General features: G+C 46.8%; 18 protein-coding genes, 1 tRNA gene, 6 rRNA genes and 1 other annotated feature. Of the genes, 22 read left to right on the top strand and 3 right to left on the bottom strand.

Annotated features, from left to right (window positions below; translation table 11 throughout):
- The first annotated feature begins 1,074 nt into the window (after positions 1 to 1,074).
- From ACR6HW_RS10485 to rrf (ACR6HW_RS10455), 7 genes are all read left to right on the top strand, one after another.
- Positions 1,075 to 2,604, top strand: a 16S ribosomal RNA gene (locus tag ACR6HW_RS10485).
- A 288-nt stretch (positions 2,605 to 2,892) separates the two neighbouring features.
- Positions 2,893 to 5,807, top strand: a 23S ribosomal RNA gene (locus ACR6HW_RS10480).
- A gap of 152 nt (positions 5,808 to 5,959) precedes the next feature.
- Positions 5,960 to 6,076: ribosomal RNA gene (gene rrf / locus ACR6HW_RS10475) — 5S ribosomal RNA — on the top strand.
- A gap of 290 nt (positions 6,077 to 6,366) precedes the next feature.
- A 16S ribosomal RNA gene (locus tag ACR6HW_RS10470) occupies positions 6,367 to 7,896 on the top strand.
- Positions 7,897 to 8,001: 105 nt separating this feature from the next.
- Positions 8,002 to 8,077, top strand: a tRNA-Ala gene (locus ACR6HW_RS10465).
- A 267-nt stretch (positions 8,078 to 8,344) separates the two neighbouring features.
- Positions 8,345 to 11,258 (top strand): 23S ribosomal RNA (locus tag ACR6HW_RS10460).
- 81 nt (positions 11,259 to 11,339) lie between these two features.
- Positions 11,340 to 11,456, top strand: a 5S ribosomal RNA gene (gene rrf, locus ACR6HW_RS10455).
- The 16S, 23S and 5S rRNA genes sit together here with 1 tRNA gene alongside, the layout of an rRNA operon.
- 65 nt (positions 11,457 to 11,521) lie before the next feature.
- Here rrf (ACR6HW_RS10455) and ACR6HW_RS10450 read toward each other — a convergent pair.
- Entirely contained in the window at positions 11,522 to 11,965 is a 444-nt protein-coding gene (locus tag ACR6HW_RS10450) for a M48 family metallopeptidase (protein WP_455727680.1), read from the bottom strand.
- 16 nt (positions 11,966 to 11,981) lie between these two features.
- Positions 11,982 to 12,311, bottom strand: a complete 330-nt coding sequence (locus tag ACR6HW_RS10445; protein WP_455727679.1) for a DUF1904 family protein — start codon at positions 12,309 to 12,311, stop codon at positions 11,982 to 11,984.
- Between the two features lie 167 nt (positions 12,312 to 12,478).
- Here ACR6HW_RS10445 and ACR6HW_RS10440 point away from each other — a divergent pair, with 167 nt between their 5' ends.
- The 3 genes from ACR6HW_RS10440 to ACR6HW_RS10430 all read left to right on the top strand — a co-directional run bounded on the left by ACR6HW_RS10440 (position 12,479) and on the right by ACR6HW_RS10430 (position 14,793).
- Positions 12,479 to 13,168 (top strand): GntR family transcriptional regulator, encoded by a 690-nt coding sequence (locus ACR6HW_RS10440; protein ID WP_455727678.1) that lies wholly within the window; start codon positions 12,479 to 12,481, stop codon positions 13,166 to 13,168.
- 9 nt (positions 13,169 to 13,177) lie between these two features.
- Positions 13,178 to 13,687, top strand: a complete 510-nt coding sequence (locus ACR6HW_RS10435; RefSeq protein WP_455727677.1) for a transcription repressor NadR — start codon at positions 13,178 to 13,180, stop codon at positions 13,685 to 13,687.
- Positions 13,688 to 13,764: 77 nt separating this feature from the next.
- The gene (locus tag ACR6HW_RS10430; RefSeq protein WP_455727676.1) at positions 13,765 to 14,793 is read left to right on the top strand and encodes a PTS transporter subunit IIC; all 1,029 of its coding nucleotides are present in this window, start codon (positions 13,765 to 13,767) and stop codon (positions 14,791 to 14,793) included.
- A 43-nt stretch (positions 14,794 to 14,836) separates the two neighbouring features.
- On the opposite strand, the gene ACR6HW_RS10425 is transcribed toward ACR6HW_RS10430, so the two are convergent.
- Positions 14,837 to 15,004 (bottom strand): uracil-DNA glycosylase, encoded by a 168-nt coding sequence (locus ACR6HW_RS10425; RefSeq protein ID WP_455727675.1) that lies wholly within the window; start codon positions 15,002 to 15,004, stop codon positions 14,837 to 14,839.
- 115 nt (positions 15,005 to 15,119) lie between these two features.
- Between ACR6HW_RS10425 and murI the strand changes: the two genes are divergently transcribed.
- The 12 genes from murI to rsmI all read left to right on the top strand — a co-directional run bounded on the left by murI (position 15,120) and on the right by rsmI (position 24,331).
- Positions 15,120 to 15,896, top strand: coding sequence for a glutamate racemase (gene murI, locus ACR6HW_RS10420; protein ID WP_455727674.1), 777 nt, complete (start codon positions 15,120 to 15,122; stop codon positions 15,894 to 15,896).
- Positions 15,893 to 16,132, top strand: coding sequence for a hypothetical protein (locus ACR6HW_RS10415; RefSeq protein WP_455727673.1), 240 nt, complete (start codon positions 15,893 to 15,895; stop codon positions 16,130 to 16,132). The genes murI and ACR6HW_RS10415 overlap by 4 nt, the downstream gene beginning before the upstream one ends.
- A gap of 33 nt (positions 16,133 to 16,165) precedes the next feature.
- Positions 16,166 to 16,361, top strand: a binding site (T-box leader).
- Positions 16,362 to 16,435: 74 nt separating this feature from the next.
- Positions 16,436 to 17,710: a serine--tRNA ligase gene (serS, locus tag ACR6HW_RS10410; protein WP_455727672.1), complete on the top strand. Its 1,275-nt coding sequence runs from the start codon at positions 16,436 to 16,438 to the stop codon at positions 17,708 to 17,710.
- A 50-nt stretch (positions 17,711 to 17,760) separates the two neighbouring features.
- A complete protein-coding gene (locus ACR6HW_RS10405) occupies positions 17,761 to 17,925 on the top strand; it encodes a hypothetical protein (RefSeq protein ID WP_455727671.1) in 165 nt (54 codons plus the stop codon).
- Entirely contained in the window at positions 17,925 to 19,307 is a 1,383-nt protein-coding gene (locus ACR6HW_RS10400) for an aminotransferase class I/II-fold pyridoxal phosphate-dependent enzyme (protein ID WP_455727670.1), read from the top strand. The genes ACR6HW_RS10405 and ACR6HW_RS10400 overlap by 1 nt, the downstream gene beginning before the upstream one ends.
- Positions 19,308 to 19,315: 8 nt before the next feature.
- Positions 19,316 to 19,876, top strand: coding sequence for a signal peptidase I (gene lepB / locus ACR6HW_RS10395; RefSeq protein ID WP_455727669.1), 561 nt, complete (start codon positions 19,316 to 19,318; stop codon positions 19,874 to 19,876).
- 58 nt (positions 19,877 to 19,934) lie between these two features.
- Entirely contained in the window at positions 19,935 to 20,495 is a 561-nt protein-coding gene (gene lepB, locus ACR6HW_RS10390; RefSeq protein WP_455727668.1) for a signal peptidase I, read from the top strand.
- A gap of 108 nt (positions 20,496 to 20,603) precedes the next feature.
- Complete coding sequence (locus tag ACR6HW_RS10385; RefSeq protein ID WP_455727667.1) at positions 20,604 to 20,927, top strand: cyclic-di-AMP receptor; 324 nt, start codon at positions 20,604 to 20,606, stop codon at positions 20,925 to 20,927.
- A gap of 8 nt (positions 20,928 to 20,935) precedes the next feature.
- A complete protein-coding gene (locus tag ACR6HW_RS10380; protein WP_455727666.1) occupies positions 20,936 to 21,790 on the top strand; it encodes a DNA polymerase III subunit in 855 nt (284 codons plus the stop codon).
- 8 nt (positions 21,791 to 21,798) lie between these two features.
- Positions 21,799 to 22,704, top strand: a complete 906-nt coding sequence (locus ACR6HW_RS10375) for a PSP1 domain-containing protein (protein ID WP_455727665.1) — start codon at positions 21,799 to 21,801, stop codon at positions 22,702 to 22,704.
- Positions 22,705 to 23,487, top strand: a complete 783-nt coding sequence (locus ACR6HW_RS10370; RefSeq protein WP_455727664.1) for a tRNA1(Val) (adenine(37)-N6)-methyltransferase — start codon at positions 22,705 to 22,707, stop codon at positions 23,485 to 23,487.
- A gap of 10 nt (positions 23,488 to 23,497) precedes the next feature.
- Positions 23,498 to 24,331 carry a 16S rRNA (cytidine(1402)-2'-O)-methyltransferase gene (rsmI, locus tag ACR6HW_RS10365; protein WP_455727663.1) on the top strand — a complete coding sequence of 278 codons (834 nt, stop codon included), beginning with the start codon at positions 23,498 to 23,500 and terminating at the stop codon, positions 24,329 to 24,331.
- The last annotated feature ends 72 nt before the right edge of the window (positions 24,332 to 24,403 follow it).

The following is a 24,403-nucleotide window of genomic DNA, read 5'->3' as shown; positions in this document are numbered from 1 at the left end:
CGGCCTGATTCTGTTTTGAGGGGATATGAGTCAGTGTATTTTGTACAAATGCACTTTGTATCGCCGGCAAGATGAACTGAGAAACGATTTGTGGCCTTTACCAGTCCTTTATAGGCTCTACAGCAAGAATATCTTTAGTTCCATCTAGCTTCATACTACAAACACTCACATGACCATTGTTTCTAATTTTCCCGTAAAAACACCATTTATGAAAGCTTTTTTTGAGTGGCATTTATTAGAGCACATTCAGAGCTTTTACAAAGAAAGAAATATACCCACACTTGCGAGGCCTTGGAACTATAAAATACATGGTTTCATGCGCGTATCAAATCTTTGGGGACGATATCCAGCTCTATAACCGTTTTTCAAATCTGAACCCTCAGATTTATCTGCACCAATTTGAGCTGATAATTCCCTCGCCATAAATGGTTCACTAAACTATTTGAGCATTTCTAGCGTCGGATCTTATTCTGTGACAAATTTTAATAGCATTTTTTCAAAAGGTGAAATTTGGATAAGTAGTCGGTTTATAAAGGCCTTTCAGATTTTATCGATAATCACCTTATTTGAAGCTTCCGATGGCTTTGCCATTTTTATTTACTTTTGCGCACTTTATCTTTGATTTCAAGTTGAAAAGGTTCGATATCCTTTTTAATTATGTAAAGAGTTCATCATTAAAGAAAATGTGGGGAAATCGTATAAAAAGTAGACACAAAACAAAAGTTATGATAATATAGATATAAGCACTTTTTAAAATGTAATGCAGAGAAGAAGCAGTTAAGTCGATGACCACGCACATAAATCCTGAAACTGCTTTTTCTTCTTTTTATAATATTGATAAAATATTAGTTTTTATAAAATAATTTCAGAAAAAGTGTTGACAGCAATCGCATATGCTGATATACTGATTAAGCTGTCGTCGAGAGATGACACACTAGAATCTTGAAAATTAAACAGTGTAAATGCAAGAAAAACCAAACGTCAAAACCTACTCGAAGCAATTCGAGAAGAGTGATGAAAAACGGAAAAACAAATGCAAGTTAGCTCGTTTTGAGGTAACAGGCGTCAAACATTATAATTAAGAGTTTGATCCTGGCTCAGGATGAACGCTGGCGGCGTGCCTAACACATGCAAGTCGAGCGAGAAGAAATGGAATGCGGTTTCGGCCAAATGAAGTTTTGGAAAGCGGCGGACGGGTGAGTAACGCGTGGGCAACCTGCCCCATACAGAGGGATAGCCACTGGAAACGGTGATTAATACCTCATACTTCGCACGGGACACATGTTCTGAGCGACAAAGATTTATCGGTATGGGATGGGCCCGCGTCTGATTAGCTAGTTGGTAAGGTAACGGCTTACCAAGGCGACGATCAGTAGCCGACCTGAGAGGGTGATCGGCCACACTGGAACTGAGACACGGTCCAGACTCCTACGGGAGGCAGCAGTGGGGAATATTGCACAATGGGCGCAAGCCTGATGCAGCAACGCCGTGTGAGTGAAGAAGGTTTTCGGATCGTAAAACTCTGTCCTAAGGGAAGAAAAAAATGACGGTACCTTAGGAGGAAGCCCCGGCTAACTACGTGCCAGCAGCCGCGGTAATACGTAGGGGGCAAGCGTTATCCGGAATCACTGGGCGTAAAGGGTGCGTAGGCGGCTTAGCAAGCCAGGGGTGAAAGGCATTGGCTCAACCAATGTAAGCCTTTGGAACTGTTAAGCTTGAGTGCAGGAGAGGTAAGTGGAATTCCTAGTGTAGAGGTGAAATTCGTAGATATTAGGAGGAACACCAGTGGCGAAGGCGACTTACTGGACTGTAACTGACGCTGATGCACGAAAGCGTGGGTAGCGAACAGGATTAGATACCCTGGTAGTCCACGCCGTAAACGATGAATACTAGGTGTCGGGTGTCAAAGCTCGGTGCCGCAGCAAACGCAATAAGTATTCCGCCTGGGGAGTACGCACGCAAGTGTGAAACTCAAAGGAATTGACGGGGACCCGCACAAGTAGCGGAGCATGTGGTTTAATTCGAAGCAACGCGAAGAACCTTACCAGGTCTTGACATCCCTCTGAAGTAGCCTTAGCCGGCTATGTCTTTCGGGACAGAGGAGACAGGTGGTGCATGGTTGTCGTCAGCTCGTGTCGTGAGATGTTGGGTTAAGTCCCGCAACGAGCGCAACCCTTATGTTTAGTTGTTAACAGGTTAAGCTGAACCCTCTAGACAGACTGCCGTGGAGAACACGGAGGAAGGTGGGGATGACGTCAAATCATCATGCCCCTTATGATCTGGGCTACACACGTGCTACAATGGTCGGTACAACGGGCAGCGAAGGGGTGACCTGGAGCGAATCCTAAAAAGCCGATCCCAGTTCGGATTGTAGGCTGCAACTCGCCTACATGAAGTTGGAGTTACTAGTAATCGCGGATCAGAATGTCGCGGTGAATGCGTTCCCGGGTCTTGTACACACCGCCCGTCACACCACGGAAGTTGGGGGCGCCCGAAGCCAGTGGCCTAACCGTAAGGAAGGAGCTGTCGAAGGTGAAATCAATGACTGGGGTGAAGTCGTAACAAGGTAGCCGTATCGGAAGGTGCGGCTGGATCACCTCCTTTCTAAGGAGTAAATAGACATTTACACTGTTTAATTTTGAGGGTTCTAGGAACTTTCAAAACAAGATGTAGACTTGAATGAGTATTCGTCACTTTCTTTCAGAAAGTGCCTCACACGAATTCAAGACTGTCGTCTTAGGATGCTAGCGCATCCCTCGAAATTTGCACTGCAAATTTCGTGAATTAGTATCTTGAAAACTGTATATATAAAGAACCGACTATTAAGTTAGTAAAAAAGCAAGCATTGAAAAAACAATGTAAGCCAAAGTAAAAACTCAAACTCAAAAGTAAGGTCAAGTTACTAAGAGCATAGGGTGGATGCCTTGGCACCAGGAGCCGAAGAAGGACGTGGTAAGCTGCGAAAAGCTACGGGGAGCTGCAAGCGAGCGCCGATCCGTAGATGTCCGAATGGGGGAACCCACCTAGAGTAATGTCTAGGTATCCATGACTGAATTCATAGGTCATAGGAAGGGAACTCGGGGAACTGAAACATCTAAGTACCCGAAGGAAGAGAAAACAAAAGTGATTTCCTAAGTAGCGGCGAGCGAACGGGAAACAGCCCAAACCCAAGTCTTCGGACGAGGGGGTGTGGACAGTATATCAAGTAGAAGGTACCCTAGCCAAAGGACTTGGGAAAGTCCGCCGAAGCGTGTGAGAGCCACTTAGGCGAAAGGGGAAGATCGAACGTACTGATCCGGAGTACCACGGAGCACGTGAAACTTTGTGGGAAGCAGGCAGGACCATCTGCCAAGGCTAAATACTACCTGGTGACCGATAGCGCACAGTACCGTGAGGGAAAGGTGAAAAGAACCCCGGGAGGGGAGTGAAAAAGAACCTGAAACCCTATGTTTACAAGCAGTGGAAGTTCGTTAAAGAACGACCATGTACTTTTTGTAGAACGGGCCAACGAGTTACGTTATGCAGCAAGGTTAAGCGCTTCAGGTGCGGAGCCGCAGCGAAAGCGAGTCTGAATAGGGCGATTAAGTTGTATGGCGTAGACCCGAAACCGGGTGACCTATCCATGTGCAGGGTGAAGCGAGGGTAAAACCTCTTGGAGGCCCGAACCCATATCTGTTGAAAAAGGTTGGGATGACATGTGGATAGCGGAGAAATTCCAATCGAACCCGGAGATAGCTGGTTCTCCTCGAAATAGCTTTAGGGCTAGCCTTGAGTTAAGAGATACGGGGGTAGAGCACTGAATGTCCTAGGGGCTTTCACCGGCTACCGAAGACTATCAAACTCCGAATACCGATATCTTTTACTCAGGAGTCAGACTATGTGTGATAAGATTCATAGTCGAAAGGGAAAGAGCCCAGACCATCAGCTAAGGTCCCAAAATGCAAGTTAAGTGGAAAAGGATGTGGGATTGCACAGACAACTAGGATGTTGGCTTAGAAGCAGCCACTCATTTAAAGAGTGCGTAACAGCTCACTAGTCGAGTGATCCTGCGCCGAAGATTACCGGGGCTAAAACTTGCTACCGAAGCTATGGAATTGTTTAGACAATTGGTAGAGGAGCATTGTGTGAGAGGTGAAGTAAGATCGCAAGGACTTATGGATATCACACAAGAGAGAATGTTGGCATGAGTAACGAGAGACGGGTGAGAATCCCGTCCGCCGAAAACCTAAGGTTTCCTGAGGAAGGTTCGTCCGCTCAGGGTAAGTCAGGACCTAAGCCGAGGACGAAAGTCGTAGGCGATGGACAACAGGTGAAGATTCCTGTACCACCGAGACCCGTTTGAGAGAAGGAATGACACAGGAGGTTATGCTGAGCATGCGAATGGAAGAGCATGTCCAAGCAGCGAGTCTGTAGCGTAGGCAAATCCGCGCTACTGAGGATGAGCTGTGATGGGGAGTGAACTTAAGTAACGAAGCAGCAGATATCACACTGTCAAGAAAAGTTTCTATCGAGGGAGCAGGTGCCTGTACCGTAAACCGACACAGGTAGGAGAGTAGAGAATACTAAGGCGCGCGAGAAAACCATTGTTAAGGAACTCGGCAAAATGACCCCGTAACTTCGGGAGAAGGGGTGCCGGATCAGGTTCAGAGCTAGATCCGGCCGCAGAGGATAGGCCCAAGCGACTGTTTACCAAAAACACAGGTCTCTGCTAAATCGAAAGATGATGTATAGGGGCTGACGCCTGCCCGGTGCTGGAAGGTTAAGGGGAAGTGTTAGTTTAGGCGAAGCACAGAACTGAAGCCCCAGTAAACGGCGGCCGTAACTATAACGGTCCTAAGGTAGCGAAATTCCTTGTCGGGTAAGTTCCGACCCGCACGAAAGGCGTAACGATTTGGGCGCTGTCTCAACAATGGACTCGGTGAAATTGTAGTACCGGTAAAGATGCCGGTTACCCGCAGCTAGACGGAAAGACCCCGTGGAGCTTTACTGCAGCTTGGCACTGGATAATGGTATATGATGTACAGGATAGGTGGGAGACTAAGAATATAGGACGCCAGTCTTATAGGAGTCGCTGTTGGGATACCACTCTTTGTATACCGTTATTCTAACTATGGACAGTGATCCTGTTCTAGGACAATGTCAGGTGGGCAGTTTGACTGGGGCGGTCGCCTCCTAAAGAGTAACGGAGGCGCCTAAAGGTTCCCTCAGCGCGGTTGGAAATCGCGCGAAGAGTGTAAAGGCAAAAGGGAGCTTGACTGCGAGAGAGACATCTCGAGCAGGGACGAAAGTCGAGCTTAGTGATCCGGTGGCACCGCATGGAAGGGCCATCGCTCAACGGATAAAAGCTACCCCGGGGATAACAGGCTTATCTCCCCCAAGAGTCCACATCGACGGGGAGGTTTGGCACCTCGATGTCGGCTCGTCTCATCCTGGGGCTGAAGTAGGTCCCAAGGGTTGGGCTGTTCGCCCATTAAAGAGGCACGCGAGCTGGGTTCAGAACGTCGTGAGACAGTTCGGTCCCTATCTGCTGTGGGCGTAGGAAATTTGAGAGGAGCTGTCCTTAGTACGAGAGGACCGGGATGGACAAACCTCTGGTGTATCAGTTGTTCTGCCAAGAGCACTGCTGAGTAGCTAAGTTTGGAAGGGATAAGCGCTGAAGGCATCTAAGCGCGAAGCCCCCCTCAAGATGAGATTTCCCATCTTTTAATAGAGTAAGACCCCATGAAGATAATATGGTAATAGGCCTGAGGTGTAAGTGCAGCAATGCATTCAGCTGACAGGTACTAATAGGTCGAGGACTTGACCACGCTTTAGAGTTAAAGAGGATTTATCGGTTCTTATATATACAGTTTTCAGGGTACTAACCCTAAAAAAAGCAACAAAAAAGTGTTGACAGCACTAAAGAGATTATGATATAATATAATTCGCTGGTGAGAGAAAACACGAGCTAAAGAGATAATTCAGTGACGAAGGCGGAGGGGCAACACCTGTTCCCATACCGAACACAGAAGTAAAGTCCTCCAGCGTCGATGGTACTTGGCGGGCAGCTGCCTGGGAGAGTAGAACGTTGCTGATTTTACAAAAGGTCTCATAAAACAAAATGAGACCTTTTGTATGCTGTTTTTAAAATTTGACTTAGCAGGAAAATGAAAAAATAGCAAAAAAAGTATTGACACAAACAATCGATACTGATATACTAAATAAGCTGTCGTCGAGAGATGACACACTAGAATCTTGAAAATTAAACAGTGTAAATGCAAGAAAAACCAAACGTCAAAACCTACTCGGAGCAATTCGAGAAGAGTGATGAAAAACGGAAAAACAAATGCAAGTTAGCTCGTTTTGAGGTAACAGGCGTCAAACATTATAATTAAGAGTTTGATCCTGGCTCAGGATGAACGCTGGCGGCGTGCCTAACACATGCAAGTCGAGCGAGAAGAAATGGAATGCGGTTTCGGCCAAATGAAGTTTTGGAAAGCGGCGGACGGGTGAGTAACGCGTGGGCAACCTGCCCCATACAGAGGGATAGCCACTGGAAACGGTGATTAATACCTCATACTTCGCACGGGACACATGTTCTGAGCGACAAAGATTTATCGGTATGGGATGGGCCCGCGTCTGATTAGCTAGTTGGTAAGGTAACGGCTTACCAAGGCGACGATCAGTAGCCGACCTGAGAGGGTGATCGGCCACACTGGAACTGAGACACGGTCCAGACTCCTACGGGAGGCAGCAGTGGGGAATATTGCACAATGGGCGCAAGCCTGATGCAGCAACGCCGTGTGAGTGAAGAAGGTTTTCGGATCGTAAAACTCTGTCCTAAGGGAAGAAAAAAATGACGGTACCTTAGGAGGAAGCCCCGGCTAACTACGTGCCAGCAGCCGCGGTAATACGTAGGGGGCAAGCGTTATCCGGAATCACTGGGCGTAAAGGGTGCGTAGGCGGCTTAGCAAGCCAGGGGTGAAAGGCATTGGCTCAACCAATGTAAGCCTTTGGAACTGTTAAGCTTGAGTGCAGGAGAGGTAAGTGGAATTCCTAGTGTAGAGGTGAAATTCGTAGATATTAGGAGGAACACCAGTGGCGAAGGCGACTTACTGGACTGTAACTGACGCTGATGCACGAAAGCGTGGGTAGCGAACAGGATTAGATACCCTGGTAGTCCACGCCGTAAACGATGAATACTAGGTGTCGGGTGTCAAAGCTCGGTGCCGCAGCAAACGCAATAAGTATTCCGCCTGGGGAGTACGCACGCAAGTGTGAAACTCAAAGGAATTGACGGGGACCCGCACAAGTAGCGGAGCATGTGGTTTAATTCGAAGCAACGCGAAGAACCTTACCAGGTCTTGACATCCCTCTGAAGTAGCCTTAGCCGGCTATGTCTTTCGGGACAGAGGAGACAGGTGGTGCATGGTTGTCGTCAGCTCGTGTCGTGAGATGTTGGGTTAAGTCCCGCAACGAGCGCAACCCTTATGTTTAGTTGTTAACAGGTTAAGCTGAACCCTCTAGACAGACTGCCGTGGAGAACACGGAGGAAGGTGGGGATGACGTCAAATCATCATGCCCCTTATGATCTGGGCTACACACGTGCTACAATGGTCGGTACAACGGGCAGCGAAGGGGTGACCTGGAGCGAATCCTAAAAAGCCGATCCCAGTTCGGATTGTAGGCTGCAACTCGCCTACATGAAGTTGGAGTTACTAGTAATCGCGGATCAGAATGTCGCGGTGAATGCGTTCCCGGGTCTTGTACACACCGCCCGTCACACCACGGAAGTTGGGGGCGCCCGAAGCCAGTGGCCTAACCGTAAGGAAGGAGCTGTCGAAGGTGAAATCAATGACTGGGGTGAAGTCGTAACAAGGTAGCCGTATCGGAAGGTGCGGCTGGATCACCTCCTTTCTAAGGAGTAAATAGACATTTACACTGTTTAATTTTGAGGGTTCTAGGAACTTTCAAAACAAGTCATCAATAGATGGCCGTAAGTTAAAATTAAAAATTACCCATGGGGGCATAGCTCAGCTGGGAGAGCACCTGCCTTGCACGCAGGGGGTCAAGAGTTCGAATCTCTTTGTCTCCACCATTCAGTAAAGCATACGCTTTACTGTTCATTGTGAAAAGAAAAGATGTAATCTTGGACGTGCATTCGTCACTTTCTTTCAGAAAGTGCCTCACACGAATTCAAGACTGACGTCTTAGGATGCTGACGCATCCGGCGAACTTTGCTGACGCAAACTTCGTAAATTAGTATCTTGAAAACTGTATATATAAAGAACCGACTATTAAGTTAGTAAAAAAGCAAGCATTGAAAACAATGTAAGCCAAAGTAAAAACTCAAACTCAAAAGTAAGGTCAAGTTACTAAGAGCATAGGGTGGATGCCTTGGCACCAGGAGCCGAAGAAGGACGTGGTAAGCTGCGAAAAGCTACGGGGAGCTGCAAGCGAGCGCCGATCCGTAGATGTCCGAATGGGGGAACCCACCTAGAGTAATGTCTAGGTATCCATGACTGAATTCATAGGTCATAGGAAGGGAACTCGGGGAACTGAAACATCTAAGTACCCGAAGGAAGAGAAAACAAAAGTGATTTCCTAAGTAGCGGCGAGCGAACGGGAAACAGCCCAAACCCAAGTCTTCGGACGAGGGGGTGTGGACAGTATATCAAGTAGAAGGTACCCTAGCCAAAGGACTTGGGAAAGTCCGCCGAAGCGTGTGAGAGCCACTTAGGCGAAAGGGGAAGATCGAACGTACTGATCCGGAGTACCACGGAGCACGTGAAACTTTGTGGGAAGCAGGCAGGACCATCTGCCAAGGCTAAATACTACCTGGTGACCGATAGCGCACAGTACCGTGAGGGAAAGGTGAAAAGAACCCCGGGAGGGGAGTGAAAAAGAACCTGAAACCCTATGTTTACAAGCAGTGGAAGTTCGTTAAAGAACGACCATGTACTTTTTGTAGAACGGGCCAACGAGTTACGTTATGCAGCAAGGTTAAGCGCTTCAGGTGCGGAGCCGCAGCGAAAGCGAGTCTGAATAGGGCGATTAAGTTGTATGGCGTAGACCCGAAACCGGGTGACCTATCCATGTGCAGGGTGAAGCGAGGGTAAAACCTCTTGGAGGCCCGAACCCATATCTGTTGAAAAAGGTTGGGATGACATGTGGATAGCGGAGAAATTCCAATCGAACCCGGAGATAGCTGGTTCTCCTCGAAATAGCTTTAGGGCTAGCCTTGAGTTAAGAGATACGGGGGTAGAGCACTGAATGTCCTAGGGGCTTTCACCGGCTACCGAAGACTATCAAACTCCGAATACCGATATCTTTTACTCAGGAGTCAGACTATGTGTGATAAGATTCATAGTCGAAAGGGAAAGAGCCCAGACCATCAGCTAAGGTCCCAAAATGCAAGTTAAGTGGAAAAGGATGTGGGATTGCACAGACAACTAGGATGTTGGCTTAGAAGCAGCCACTCATTTAAAGAGTGCGTAACAGCTCACTAGTCGAGTGATCCTGCGCCGAAGATTACCGGGGCTAAAACTTGCTACCGAAGCTATGGAATTGTTTAGACAATTGGTAGAGGAGCATTGTGTGAGAGGTGAAGTAAGATCGCAAGGACTTATGGATATCACACAAGAGAGAATGTTGGCATGAGTAACGAGAGACGGGTGAGAATCCCGTCCGCCGAAAACCTAAGGTTTCCTGAGGAAGGTTCGTCCGCTCAGGGTAAGTCAGGACCTAAGCCGAGGACGAAAGTCGTAGGCGATGGACAACAGGTGAAGATTCCTGTACCACCGAGACCCGTTTGAGAGAAGGAATGACACAGGAGGTTATGCTGAGCATGCGAATGGAAGAGCATGTCCAAGCAGCGAGTCTGTAGCGTAGGCAAATCCGCGCTACTGAGGATGAGCTGTGATGGGGAGTGAACTTAAGTAACGAAGCAGCAGATATCACACTGTCAAGAAAAGTTTCTATCGAGGGAGCAGGTGCCTGTACCGTAAACCGACACAGGTAGGAGAGTAGAGAATACTAAGGCGCGCGAGAAAACCATTGTTAAGGAACTCGGCAAAATGACCCCGTAACTTCGGGAGAAGGGGTGCCGGATCAGGTTCAGAGCTAGATCCGGCCGCAGAGGATAGGCCCAAGCGACTGTTTACCAAAAACACAGGTCTCTGCTAAATCGAAAGATGATGTATAGGGGCTGACGCCTGCCCGGTGCTGGAAGGTTAAGGGGAAGTGTTAGTTTAGGCGAAGCACAGAACTGAAGCCCCAGTAAACGGCGGCCGTAACTATAACGGTCCTAAGGTAGCGAAATTCCTTGTCGGGTAAGTTCCGACCCGCACGAAAGGCGTAACGATTTGGGCGCTGTCTCAACAATGGACTCGGTGAAATTGTAGTACCGGTAAAGATGCCGGTTACCCGCAGCTAGACGGAAAGACCCCGTGGAGCTTTACTGCAGCTTGGCACTGGATAATGGTATATGATGTACAGGATAGGTGGGAGACTAAGAATATAGGACGCCAGTCTTATAGGAGTCGCTGTTGGGATACCACTCTTTGTATACCGTTATTCTAACTATGGACAGTGATCCTGTTCTAGGACAATGTCAGGTGGGCAGTTTGACTGGGGCGGTCGCCTCCTAAAGAGTAACGGAGGCGCCTAAAGGTTCCCTCAGCGCGGTTGGAAATCGCGCGAAGAGTGTAAAGGCAAAAGGGAGCTTGACTGCGAGAGAGACATCTCGAGCAGGGACGAAAGTCGAGCTTAGTGATCCGGTGGCACCGCATGGAAGGGCCATCGCTCAACGGATAAAAGCTACCCCGGGGATAACAGGCTTATCTCCCCCAAGAGTCCACATCGACGGGGAGGTTTGGCACCTCGATGTCGGCTCGTCTCATCCTGGGGCTGAAGTAGGTCCCAAGGGTTGGGCTGTTCGCCCATTAAAGAGGCACGCGAGCTGGGTTCAGAACGTCGTGAGACAGTTCGGTCCCTATCTGCTGTGGGCGTAGGAAATTTGAGAGGAGCTGTCCTTAGTACGAGAGGACCGGGATGGACAAACCTCTGGTGTATCAGTTGTTCTGCCAAGAGCACTGCTGAGTAGCTAAGTTTGGAAGGGATAAGCGCTGAAGGCATCTAAGCGCGAAGCCCCCCTCAAGATGAGATTTCCCATCTTTAATAGAGTAAGACCCCATGAAGATAATATGGTAATAGGCCTGAGGTGTAAGTGCAGCAATGCATTCAGCTGACAGGTACTAATAGGTCGAGGACTTGACCACGCTTTAGAGTTAAGAGGATTTATCGGTTCTTATATATACAGTTTTGAAGGTACTAACCTTCACAGTTTCATAGTTAAGCAATTCAGTGACGAAGGCGGAGGGGCAACACCTGTTCCCATACCGAACACAGAAGTAAAGTCCTCCAGCGTCGATGGTACTTGGCGGGCAGCTGCCTGGGAGAGTAGAACGTTGCTGATTAAAAAAAGAGCTCATTTCGATAGCAGAAATGAGCTCTTTTTTCGTAGGCAGTTTTGTAAGATGGGCTAGAGGACATAATGAGAAAGCATTTGGTCGCGCGCTTTGTAATCGGGAACTATTTTTCCCACGAGGCGCCAGAATGAGCGGTCGTGATTGAGATGAACGAGGTGACTGAGTTCGTGTACGACAACGTAGTCGACCAACTCGACAGGAAGATGCACCAGTTTGAGATTAAAGGTCAAAGTTCCTTTTGAATCACAAGTCCCCCATGTTCTATAGCTCTCTCGAATGAGGACTTTCTTGGGCTTGACGCGCAATGTGCCGCTGTATTGGTCCAGTTGTTGATGAAGGTAAGTTTTTAAAGTTGAATGGGTAAACTTGGAGAGCAGTGCCTTGACCTTTTCGGGGTCATAACCGTTATAGGCAACCTGTATATCGCCGTCAAAAGTAACCGAGGTCGTGTCGGATGGGGCAAAGTATACAGTCCTGCGTTTGCCCCATAAAGTCATTGTACCAATTGCACGTTTAGCCGAGTGATTTTCCATTTTCATAATAATCCTTAGGTTCTAATGAGGTGAAAAAGACCTCAACTTCTTGATACCCGCACTTTAGAACGGCATTGGTTATGCAGGTGGCGACGGCATCTTTAACCGATTGTCCCCGATCAAACCATTTGACTTCAATGAGAGGGTAGGTTTCAGAGGCGACGCCGTCGAAGACAAAAGTACTCGATACGCTTTCGAGAATAAAGTAATCCCTTGGTGTATCGGTGACCTTTGAGAGATCATTTAAGAGGTTTTGACTCATATTGAGAAGATGTTCCGTTTCAACACCTTTAAAAATAACTTGTGGCATAATTGCACTCCTTTCAGTATATTCTTACTCAGTATACCATAAAAGAACCTCTATAAGAATCTTGACGGAAAATTGATAACTTTACTTGGTTTTTACCTTTGACAGGGTCAGTAAATCTGTTAAAATAAGAATGTATGCACGCATGGGACACGATAGTGGAGGGATGTATGGATCTTTTTGATCAGAAGAAAGAAAACAAGTCTTTAACGAGCCTCATTTTTGAGCAAATACGTGAAGATATCTTAAACGGTCGTTATGCCAATGGTGACAAATTGGTTGAGATAAAGCTGGCAGAAGAACTCGGCGTCAGCAGGACACCGGTAAGAGAGGCGCTCAAGCAGCTCGAATTGGACGGACTCGTGGAAAACATCCCCAACAGGGGCGTCGTGGTCAACGGCATAAGCAAAGGCGATATCGACGATATTTTAACCATGAGGCTTTGTATTGAAGGTCTTGTAGGTCAATGGGCAGCAGAGAGAATTTCAGACGAAGAAATCAAAACATTGGAAGAAATATACGATTTAATGGAATTTTATACATTGAAAAATGATGTAGATAAGATTTTTGAACTGAACACAAAATTTCACGAAACATTGTACCATGCGACTAAAAGTCGTTATTTAGAAAGTGTGTTGAAAGATTTTCAATTGTTTATTAGACCGGCGCGCAACAATTCGCTTAAAACAGAAGGCCGATTGTCAGACGCATTGAAAGAGCACGAAGCGATTTTAAGTGGTCTTAAGCACAACAATCCGGAACAGACGAGAATGGCTTTAACATACCACATACAAAAATCAAATGCCAATATCAAGAAAGAAATGGCGAAGGAAACGAGCGAAGAGGTTATTGAAAAATAGGAGGCTCCAATGTCGAATGATCGACGAAACTCTATCATAGAGACTTTGAAGGGGGCAAATCACCCCATTACCGGTTCAGAGCTTGCGGAATTGTTTGAAGTGTCCAGACAGGTTATTGTACAGGACATTGCAATTATTCGTGCGTCTGGTACTCATGTCATTGCGACGTCAAACGGTTATATGCTTCAAAGAGAAACCGATAAATCGAAGTTGATTAAGACTTTTGTCTCAAAGCACAGTGGTTTTGACCGAATGGAAGAAGAGCTTAAAATCATAGTCGACTACGGCGGTAAAATCATCGATGTTATTGTCGAACACCCTGTGTATGGTGAGATTGTCGGCGCATTGCACCTGTCGACAGTAGATGAGGTCGAACGGTTTATTGAAAAAGTTGCCGAAACCGGTGCGCGGCCGCTTTCAATTTTAACAGAGGGCGATCACATTCACACCATTGAAGTACCGAGTGAGAAAGTCTATCGGCTCATTGTACAAGAGCTGAGCGAAAAAGGTTTTATATAAAGCTTTTAAAGGGCGTTGCCCTTTTTTTTAGAAAACAGTGACAAGACAGGTGTAAATTCAAAAACGAGGAGTAAACAGTGAAATCGAAAGTAAAAGCGTATTTGGTGAAGACACTCAACGGCATGGCGTTGGGGTTGTTCGGTTCTTTAATTATAGGTTTGATATTAAAGCAAGTTGGAGAGCTGACGGGCATTGCCTATTTGGTTCAGTTTGGACAGATGGCACAAGTCTTGATGGGGCCGGCAATTGGCGGTGCTGTGGCCTATAGCGTCGGTTGTTCACCTTTGGGCATCGTCGGTGCAATGGTGGCAGGCGCAATTGGGGCCGGGACGGTTCAAATTGGAGACAGCAGTGAAATGGTTATTAAAATTGGTGAGCCAATGGGCGCGTTTGTGGCCAGTTTAATTGCAGCAGAATGTTCGAAGTTGATTGCCGGTAAAACAAAAGTCGATATTGTTTTAGTTCCCGCTGCGACCATTTTAGTAGGGGGGATAATCGGTGTTTCTCTGGCGCCCATTATTGCAACGTTTATGAAGGGGTTAGGGGGCATTATAAATACAGCAACTGCCCTGCACCCTGTGCCCATGGGCATTATCGTGGCCACTGTTGTGGGCATGGTGTTGACACTGCCGATTAGCAGCGCTGCACTGGCCATTTCTCTGGGGCTTTCGGGGGTAGCTGGCGGTGCAGCCCTTGTGGGATGCTGTTGCCAGATGGTGGGGTTTGCCGTAATGAGCCATCGTGAAAACGGATGGGGCGGCACTGTTGCACAAGGCTTTGGAACCAGCATGTTACAAGTGCCGAATATCATTAAAAACCCGAAGGTTTGGATTCCCCCTATCGTCGCCAGTGCCATCTTAGGGCCTATATCGGCGGCGTTTTTGAAAATGGAGAGCAACAGCATAGGGGCGGGAATGGGCACCAGCGGTCTCGTCGGCCAGTTTGGCGCCTATGCCGCAATGGGCGACGCCATGCCTCTATACGAATTTCTGTTAAAAGTCGGTGTGATGCATTTCTTATTGCCGGCAGTGCTCTCGTGGGGCATTTGTATGGGGCTCTACCGCATCGGTTGGATTAAGTCCGGCGATTTGACATTAAAAAACTAAAACGTATAAAACGGCAGGGGATCCCGCCGTTTTTTTTGACCAGTTAACGCAGTTGATACGCCTTGCAGGGTTCGCCGGAAGAACGAAAGACGATTTGGGAAGGCAGTGCGCGACTTTTAAAGCCGAAAGCCTTGCACCCCATGGGTCTGTTTGGATCCCAAGTGACGTAAAAGTATAGACACTTTCGACAATCAATTCGTTTTTCAACCATAACAAGACGCCTCCATTTCTAATTCGTTACATCCATTATACAACACAGGTAAAGGGATGGCACTTTTTTAGAAAGTATATTATAATAAAGCTTAAAGAGAAATGGTGGTGAACATTTGGATAAGTACAGCAAAATTGGGGTTTTTGATTCCGGACTGGGGGGCATATCCGTATTGAGCAGTATTCGAACCTGTATGCCGAACGAATCGTTTGTCTATATTGGCGACTCCCTCCACGCACCTTACGGTACAAAGAGTCGTGAAGACGTGGTTGAACTCTCAAAAGCCATTTGCAATCGGTTGATAGAAGATGGGGTAAAGGCCATTGTCATCGCCTGTAACACGGCGACCAGTGCGGCAGTTGAACAGCTGAGACGGGCATACGACATCCCAATCATCGGTATGGAACCCGCTATAAAGCCGGCGTTGAGCCGCCCTGAAGGCAGGGTCTTCGTATTCGCAACGGAGATGACATTAAAAGAAGAAAAATTCAATGCACTTGTAGAAAAACTGGACACGGCACATCGCATCGTCAAATGCCCTGCTCCTGAGTGGGTAGAAGTTGTGGAAAACGCCTACAGTGACACAGAGCGCGTACGAGCCTCAGTTGCCTCTGTACTTTCAAAGTACGACATAGGGAAACACGACAGCATTGTGCTCGGATGTACCCACTTTGTGTTTTTAAAAAAGGCGATTAGCGCTTATTATAACGACTCAGTAGAAATGTACGACGGCAACATGGGGACAGCGCTTCAACTTAAGAACACTCTAAGTCATTTAGAGCTGCTTTCAGACGCACATGAGGGCGATGTAACAGTGGTGAACACCAAGTCAGAAGACTTGATTGAGCTGGGACAGCAGTTGCTTGAAGAATTAGAAATGAGGACGAATTGAACAAAGAATGGCTCGATACAGTTAATGAGCAACTCGAGTTAATATTGGAAGAGGCCGTATTTGACGAAGTGGCCGAAAAAGTTTTTATACGGCATTACGGGATTAAATGCAAGCGCATGGACCCAAAAGCCATTTCAAAAGAACTTAAAATTCCTGTAAAAAAACTAAAAGCGATTATCGATAAAATAGATAACAAAGTTTTTAATATTTTGAAGAAGCATGCATTTATCGCTTGAAATCGCGTGTGTGATGCGATATAATGTAAAAAATTATAAGCTGTGAAGAGGACATATCGCATGAGTCAGCTGTTGAGAGAACCGGTGGTTGGTGAGAACCGGAGGGCAACTGGTGAGATTCTACCTCGGAGCTTTTGGGTAATGCCAAACGTATTCAAGGCGTTAACTTGATCGAGTGGGCCATAGGGCCAACTAGGGTGGCAACGCGGGTAAACTTCTCGTCCCTTTTTGAGGGATGAGGGGTTTTTTTATTTTTTAAAGACGTTGTGGCGTCAATCGTAAAGAAGAGATAAGGAGGCAGACATGCTGGATATTAAACGCATACGCATGCATTATGAAGACGTAGAAAGATTGGTTAAATTAAGGGGAAAGGGCGATTACAATCTAGGGGAAGTTCGAAAACTGGACGAAGAGCGCCGAGCGCTGTTGACAGAGGTTGAAGCCCTAAAGAGTGAACAAAACCGCATGAGCAAAGAAATACCGAAGCTTAAAAAGAACGGCGAGGATACCACGGCCCTATTTGCAGAAATGAAAGCGCTCTCAGAAAAAGTCAAGGGACTGGATGCACGTGTAAAAGAAGTCGATGTGGCCCTGACGCAACTGTTGCTTGAAATACCGAACACGGTACAAGCGGATACGCCTGAAGGACAAGACGAAGCCGATAATGTGGAAGTTTTAAAATTCGGAACGCCGAGGGTTTTTGATTTTGAACCCAAGGCGCATTGGGACCTCGGTACTGAACTGGACATCCTCGACTTTGAGCGCGCCACGAAGATTACCGGAACGCGGTTTACCGTTCTAAAAGGCATGGGCGCTAGACTCGAGCGGGCACTGATTAATTTTATGCTCGACTTACACACGACAGAGCACGGCTATACAGAAGTGATGCCACCTTATATGGTAAACAGAGACTCTATGATCGGTACGGGACAACTACCGAAATTTGAAGACGATATGTTCCACTTGCCGTCTAAAGACTTCTTCTTGGTGCCGACAGGTGAAGTGCCTTTGACGAATCTGTACAGAGATGAAATACTCGACGACGACGCACTTCCAATTAGTCACACAGCGTTTACACCGTGCTTCAGAAAAGAAGCCGGCTCTGCTGGCCGCGACACACGAGGCGTTATCAGGCAACATCAGTTCGATAAAGTGGAACTTGTACAGTTTGTCAAACCGGAGGCATCAGATGCGGCGCTCGAAGCTTTGACAGCGGCGGCAGAAGATGTGTTGAAGCGCTTGGAGCTCCCGTACAGAAAAGTGAGACTTTGCAGCGGCGACGTGGGTTTCAGCTCTGCCAAAACGTATGACCTCGAAGTTTATTTGCCGAGCTACGATGCCTATAAGGAGATTTCAAGCTGCTCAAACTTTGAAGATTTCCAAGCCCGACGTGCAAATATTCGCTACCGAGATGCAGAGACGAAAAAAGTCAAGCACGTTCATACGTTAAACGGCTCTGGTCTCGCTGTGGGTCGAACCCTTGCGGCGATTATTGAGAACTTCCAAAATGAAGACGGCAGCGTTACAGTGCCGAAAGCTTTGGTACCTTACATGGGCGGGATTGAAGTGATAAAATAGCAAAAGTATGATACAATCGATACGTGAGAGAATAAAGTAGGTGATAGACGATGACAGTAATTGAATGGGCGATTGTTATCGCCATAGCGATCAGCTTTTTGGCCGTCTTGTTTTATGTATTAAAAGACGTGTTTGCCAATCGGCGCTATTATGTAGAAAAGTCGCGAAACGTCAGACAGTTTAAGAAAAAGAAGCCCAATAACAGGAGGCCGTAATGCGCTTAAACGATACGCTCAAAAACATTCGAAGCGAAGGACTCGTCTCATTTCACATGCCTGGGCATAAAAACGGCCGCCTTTTAGAGGCGGTCGCACCCCTGGACTACGCTTTTGACATCACGGAGATTCCGGGTGCCGACAATCTTCACCAGCCGACCGGTTGCATCCGTTCGCTGGAAGACAGTATCCGAACCCTTTACGACACCGAGCTTAGCAAACTTCTCATCAACGGCAGTACATCGGGGATTCTCGCTATGATTTTGGGAACCTTGAATCCGGGTGAAAAGTTGCTTCTCAACAGAAACGCGCATCAATCGGTGTACCATGCGTTGGCAATAGGACATGTCGATGCGGCATACCTCTATCCGGAGGTCGATGTCGATCTGCCTGTGGTAACGGGGTATGACCTCGGCGCGCTTCGGAAACAACTGGATACCGATGCGTCTATAAAAGCCTGTCTGTTGACCTACCCGACTTATGAAGGCGTCTGTTACGACATTGAGGCTTTGATTGGATTGTTGAAGTCGAGAGGTATTTTGGTGCTCATAGACGCCGCACATGGGGCACACCTTTTGCTGGATTCAGAAGGGCCTGAGTGCGTCTTAAAACTCGGTGCCGATGTGGTGGTGCATTCCTTTCACAAAACGTTGCCTGCGATGACACAGACCGCTTGTCTGCACTTTTCAAAGGGACATCGTTTGTCGTCACCACAGGAAGCTCAGATTTTGTGGCATCTGAAGGCACTTCAAACCAGTAGTCCGTCGTACGTGCTGATGAATTCTGTGGCAGGTATGATGGCGGTGGTGGAAAAGAGCGGCCGTGCGTTGACACGTCAACTGAGGCACTGGATTACAGAGGTTTACAAAGAAACGGCGCAGTTAAAAGCGCTTAAATGGATGCGGTACCCCGACCAAGATATCACCAAGCTCGTCTTGTATATAGATGCCGGGTACTGCAGTAACGAGATGAACGGTCGTGCACTGGAACATTTGCTCCGTACGCGCTACGGTATACAGGTTGAGTTTTCACTTGAGAACTATTGTCTTTTAATGGCCAGCATTGCCAACAGTGAATCCGATTTTAAAGCACTGATAGCGGCGCTCTGTGAAATCGACTCCAAAATGGCACCGTCAAACGAGAAACTTCTAAACAGCTTAGAGCATTACTTCAGTCCAAAATGGTGTAAAATACCTCTTTACAAAGCGGTGCGTGCGCCGGTAGCGGACTGTTTGGTTACAGAGGCACTGGGGGAAATAGCCGGCGAAGCAGTCGTGCCTTACCCACCGGGAATTCCCCTAATTGTACAGGGGGAGGTTATCGACGAAAGCGTCGTCGACTATTTGAAGGACAGGCAAGAAAAAATTAAAATATTGAGGTAACTTAATCAATGGATAGATTAAAAAAAGAGTTGATAGGATGGGGACAGGCCATTCTCGTTGCAGCAATTGTCGTTATGATTTACAGTTACTTCTTCGCAACAACCGTGGTGTACAATACGTCGATGTACCCGACACTACAGGAAAAAGATGTGCTTTTTATGACGAAGATCGGCAAGATGGCACATGGCGACATCGTTTCTTACAAATCCGATCTCACCCTTAGTGCAATGGATTACAACAATCTGTTTTTCACCCAAAAAATCACGCATAAGGCAGGTGAACGCATCAACCTTATTAAGCGCGTCGTCGCCGTACCGGGGGATTATATAGAAGTGCACGAGGGCATCGTCTATTTAAATGATGAAAAACTAAATGAACCCTATGTCAGCTCGTATACAACAGGAGCAGTCGAACGCCAACAGGTGCCGAAAGGTAAGTATTTCATGATGGGCGACAACCGAAGCAACAGTAGAGACAGCAGAAGTATGGGGTTTGTCGACGAAGCAGATTTCATCGGAAAAGTACAGTTTAGAGTCTTCCCGATTAAAAGAGTCGGCACAGTGAAATAAACCGTCACGCCTTAGAAAACAGGCAAGACCAAATTAGAATATTGAGGTGATCTTATCAATGGATAAATTAAAAAAAGAGTTGATAGAGTGGGGACAAGCCATTCTCGTTACAGTCATCATTTTTATGATTTACAATTATTTCTTTGCAACGACAACCGTATACAATACCTCAATGTATCCTACGATACAGGAAAAAGACATGCTCTTTATGACGAAAATCGGCGAAATGGCCCATGGGGATATCGCCTCTTACAAGTCGGAGCTTACCCTTAGCGCGAAGGATTACAACGACTTGAATTTTATACAAAAAATTATGCATAAAGAAGGCGAACGTAAAAACTTAATCAAGCGCGTCATCGCCGTACCGGGCGATTATATAGAAGTGCGCGACGGGGTCGTGTATCTCAACGACAAAGCACTGGATGAACCCTACGTCAGCTCTTATATAACGGGGACTGTCGAACGCCAGCAAGTGCCTGAAGGCAAATATTTTATGATGGGCGATAACAGAAGTTACAGTCAGGACAGCAGAAGTTTAGGCTTTGTCGACGAAGAGGACTTCATAGGAAAAGTGTTGTTTAGATTCCTGCCGATTAAAAGAGTGGGTGCTGTGAATTAAATGTGACAAATGTGGTATAATTATAGATATAAAAGCGCAAAACGTAAGTCGATAGATACATGGGCTGATGGTCTCTGTATCTGAAAAAACTCAAGAAGGAGGCAATTTATGAAGCTGATAATCGCAATCGTACACGATGAAGACGCACATGCACTCGTTAAGAAGTTGACTGCAAGGGATTTTGGTGTGACAAAGCTTGCTTCCACAGGCGGATTTTTAAAGTCTGGCAATACGACTTTGATTATTGGGACACCAAAAGAACGCGTTGATGACGCGACTAAAATCATCGAGGAAACGTGCCGAACACGTAAGGAAATTACGACGACCACGTCGCTCATGGGCGACAACAGCGTTATGGGGATGCCACTTGAAATCTCTGTAGGTGGCGCGACAGTATTTGTCGTCGATGTTGAAAACTACTTGAAATTATAGAGGCCAAGATGTTTGATAAGCAACTTCATTTTTTTAAAGAAGCGCTTTTACACGACAAACTCGCCCACGGCTATATTTTGTCGGGGCTTGACGATGTGGAAGTTGCCAAGGACATTGTAAAACATATTTTTTGCAAACAGGAACACAGCGCATGTGGTTCCTGTTCGTCATGCGTAAAATTTGCCTCTCAGAACTTGGCGGATTACATGGAAGTGTCCCCTGACGGCGCTTCAATAAAAAACGCACAAGTCGAGGACGTTCGGCGCTTTATTTTGACTAAGCCGTTTGAAAGTCGTCGAAAAGTCGTCCTGTTTACCCAGTCGGAACTCATAACAGAACAGGCGCAAAATAAGCTTTTGAAAGTCCTTGAGGAACCGCCCGGACACGCATTGTTTTTATTTATGACGACCAACGCCGAAAAGTTGTTGGAAACAGTAAAATCCAGGACACAGTGGATTGATTTTAACAGTGATGATTCCGAAACATCACTTGACGAAGTGGTTCGTGAAAAGCTCGAAACATTTGTTTTAAGTTTGGAGTACAAAGATGCAGGGGCACTGTTTGACTTCGGCCAATTTGCTAAGAAGGACAAAGTGTTGTTTGCGGTTTTCCTCGAGCGCTTAATTGTGCTCTTGAGGGATATTTTGTGTATAAAGGAGACGCGGAACGACGCGTTGATCAGTCGTGAAAATAAGGTTATCTTGTGCGATACGCATTCAAAAGTGCGTAAATTGGTCGACAGACTCTCGTCAAAAGAGCTGCTCAAGATGATTTTGGCAATAGATGAGGCGCAGTTGAAGTTTAAAAACAATATGAATTACGATTTGACAGTGGACCAGTTGCTGTTTGAATGTATAGATTAGGAGGCTTTATGAGTGTAGTAGTGGGCGTGCGCTTTAAAAAAGCGGGCAAAATTTATTATTTCGACCCTAGGGATACAGAAGTTAACAAAGGTGATGCAGTTATCGTTGAAACAGCGCGCGGTGTCGAGTTTGGCAAATGCGTTATCGGCAAGCGGGAAATTCCTGAAACAGACATTGTAAGCCCTTTAAAGCCGGTGTTGCGGGTAGCAACTGAGGACGATATTCAAAAGCATGATGAAAATAAAAAAAAGGCACAGGAAGCCTTTGATATATGCCTTGAAAAGATTGCGCACCATAAACTCGACATGAAGTTAATCGATGTCGAATACACATTTGACAACAACAAAGTCATTTTCTATTTCACTGCAGACGGCCGCATCGACTTTAGAGAACTCGTAAAAGACCTGGCCTCTGTGTTCAAAACGCGCATCGAACTCAGACAAATCGGCGTTCGCGACGAGTCTAAAATGGTAAAAGGTCTCGGCCCATGCGGTAGAGAAGTTTGCTGCGGCAGCTGGCTTGGAGATTTTGCACCGGTTTCAATCAAAATGGCAAAAGATCAGAATCTGTCTTTAAACCCCGTTAAGATATCGGGGCTTTGCGGACGCTTGATGTGTTGCTTGAAATACGAACACGACACTTATGTTCAGATACGCGTAGGAATGCCCAACAGGGGCGATAAGGTTAAGACGCCACATGGCGACGCTTATGTGGTTGAGACCAATATTCTTTTGGAACAGGCAAAAGTTCGCCATATACTGAAAGAAAAGCCGGAAGAGCTCAGCGAAGACATTGTGTGTTACAGCAAAGAAGAGATTAAAGTTATTCGAGCCAATCGTACGAAGAACAAACAAGCCAATCCATTGGAAGACGGGCCTGTCGATTTTAAAATGTTAAAGAAGTTGGAAGACTAAATGAATGATGCACATTTAAAGGCGTTGCTCAAAGAAGGTGAGCGCGTCGACGATTTACAACTCAATGGTTTGAAAATTATTCAAAATCCCAAAGGTTTCTGCTTTGGGATTGATGCTGTCTTGCTGAGTGATTTTGCCAAGCCGAAAAAGGGACATACTATGGTGGAGTTTGGAACGGGAACGGGGATAATTCCGTTGCTGTTGTCCGAAAAAGCCCCTTTTCAAAAGTTGTACGCCTTTGAGGTACAGGCGGAAGTAGCGGATATGGCACGCAGAAGCGTGGCGCTAAACGGTCTTCAGGAGAAGATAGAAGTCATCCATGACAATTTGAAAGCCGCAGTGTCCTACGTTCAGCCGGGGACTGTAGACGTGGTGGTTTCCAACCCACCCTATATGTCGGGAACTTCCGGCCTGAAAAATCCGTCGGACCAAAAGGCGATTTCTCGACATGAAGTGCTGTGCACCTTAGAGGACATTATGCAAATGGCGTCAAAGCTCCTCACTTTTAGAGGGCGTTTTTATATGGTCCATCGTCCGGCGCGGCTCGTGGATATTATCGCACTGGCTCGGCAGTACAACATCGAACCGAAGACGTTGCGGATGGTTCAGCCCTATAGAGAAGAAGCGCCTAACATATGCCTTATAGAGTGTGTAAAGGGCGGTAAACCGGAGCTAAGGGTACAGCCCCCGCTAATTGTCTATGAAGCGCCGGGTGTCTTTACAGAAGAGATATACGCCATTTACCGCATGGTGCACATGACCAGTTTTACGAAACCAGAATGAGGAGGGCGTTGTGAAGGGAAAAGTCAGCTTTTGCGGCACGCCGATAGGCAACTTGGAAGATATAACACTACGCGTGTTGGAGACACTGAAAGCATGTGATGTCGTGTACGCCGAGGACACGCGGCATTCTGTTAAACTGCTCAATCATTTTGATATTTCAAAACCGCTCTACAGTTACCACGAACACAACAAAAGTAAAGCGGGAAATGAAATAGCTGAAAAAGTGATGCGCGGCGAACACGTCGCACTGGTTACAGATGCCGGTATGCCCGGGGTTTCAGACCCTGGGGAAGCGTTGGTCAAGCTCTGTATTGAGCAGAATCTCGATTTCGAAATTGTGCCTGGAGTGACGGCATTCAGCACGGCACTGGTTGGCTCGGGCCTTCCGACAGACCGGTTTTCTTTTGAAGGTTTTCTAAGCCGTGATAAAAAAACGCGTCGGCAGCATCTTGAATCGCTGAAAACCGATACGCGTACCTTGATTTTTTACGAGTCGCCGTTTAGGCTTAAAAAGACATTGGCGCTGTTTCTCGATTTTTTTGGCGACCGTAACGCCGTTGTGGCCAGAGAGTTGACCAAGCGGTACGAGACCTTTCAGCGCGGGCGTCTGTCCGAACTCATCGAACATTACGCGTCTGAGGACGTAAAGGGTGAAATCGTTTTACTCCTTGAAGGCGCAGAGCCTGTAGAAGCTGTTTTAGAGGGGTCGCCTGTGGCGCTTGTGAAGGCGTTGATTGCCGACGGCCTATCTAAAAAAGAAGCCATAAAAGAAGTAGCGGTGGTCTTTAAGTGTAAAAAATCTGAAGTGTACGCGCAGGTGTTGGAATCAGAAGACATCGAGTAATTGTCCATACAACCTCAACACATAAAAAACCTCTTAGAATTGATCTAAGAGGTTTTTTTACGACTAACCAGA

This window comes from Fusibacter sp. JL298sf-3, assembly GCF_053842995.1.
Note: the sequence above shows the minus strand (reverse complement) of the source record. Positions and strands in the feature narration are given on the sequence as shown.

What these genes read in the sequence shown, in the direction of transcription:
- ACR6HW_RS10450 (WP_455727680.1), bottom strand. Translation starts at nt 11,965, where the DNA reads ATGACTTTATGGGGCAAACGCAGGACTGTATACTTTGCCCCATCCGAC.
- ACR6HW_RS10445 (WP_455727679.1), bottom strand. Translation starts at nt 12,311, where the DNA reads ATGCCACAAGTTATTTTTAAAGGTGTTGAAACGGAACATCTTCTCAAT.
- ACR6HW_RS10440 (WP_455727678.1), top strand. Translation starts at nt 12,479, where the DNA reads ATGGATCTTTTTGATCAGAAGAAAGAAAACAAGTCTTTAACGAGCCTC.
- ACR6HW_RS10435 (WP_455727677.1), top strand. Translation starts at nt 13,178, where the DNA reads ATGTCGAATGATCGACGAAACTCTATCATAGAGACTTTGAAGGGGGCA.
- ACR6HW_RS10425 (WP_455727675.1), bottom strand. Translation starts at nt 15,004, where the DNA reads ATGGTTGAAAAACGAATTGATTGTCGAAAGTGTCTATACTTTTACGTC.
- serS (WP_455727672.1), top strand. Translation starts at nt 16,436, where the DNA reads ATGCTGGATATTAAACGCATACGCATGCATTATGAAGACGTAGAAAGA.
- ACR6HW_RS10405 (WP_455727671.1), top strand. Translation starts at nt 17,761, where the DNA reads ATGACAGTAATTGAATGGGCGATTGTTATCGCCATAGCGATCAGCTTT.
- ACR6HW_RS10400 (WP_455727670.1), top strand. Translation starts at nt 17,925, where the DNA reads ATGCGCTTAAACGATACGCTCAAAAACATTCGAAGCGAAGGACTCGTC.
- lepB (WP_455727669.1), top strand. Translation starts at nt 19,316, where the DNA reads ATGGATAGATTAAAAAAAGAGTTGATAGGATGGGGACAGGCCATTCTC.
- lepB (WP_455727668.1), top strand. Translation starts at nt 19,935, where the DNA reads ATGGATAAATTAAAAAAAGAGTTGATAGAGTGGGGACAAGCCATTCTC.
- ACR6HW_RS10385 (WP_455727667.1), top strand. Translation starts at nt 20,604, where the DNA reads ATGAAGCTGATAATCGCAATCGTACACGATGAAGACGCACATGCACTC.
- ACR6HW_RS10380 (WP_455727666.1), top strand. Translation starts at nt 20,936, where the DNA reads ATGTTTGATAAGCAACTTCATTTTTTTAAAGAAGCGCTTTTACACGAC.
- ACR6HW_RS10375 (WP_455727665.1), top strand. Translation starts at nt 21,799, where the DNA reads ATGAGTGTAGTAGTGGGCGTGCGCTTTAAAAAAGCGGGCAAAATTTAT.
- ACR6HW_RS10370 (WP_455727664.1), top strand. Translation starts at nt 22,705, where the DNA reads ATGAATGATGCACATTTAAAGGCGTTGCTCAAAGAAGGTGAGCGCGTC.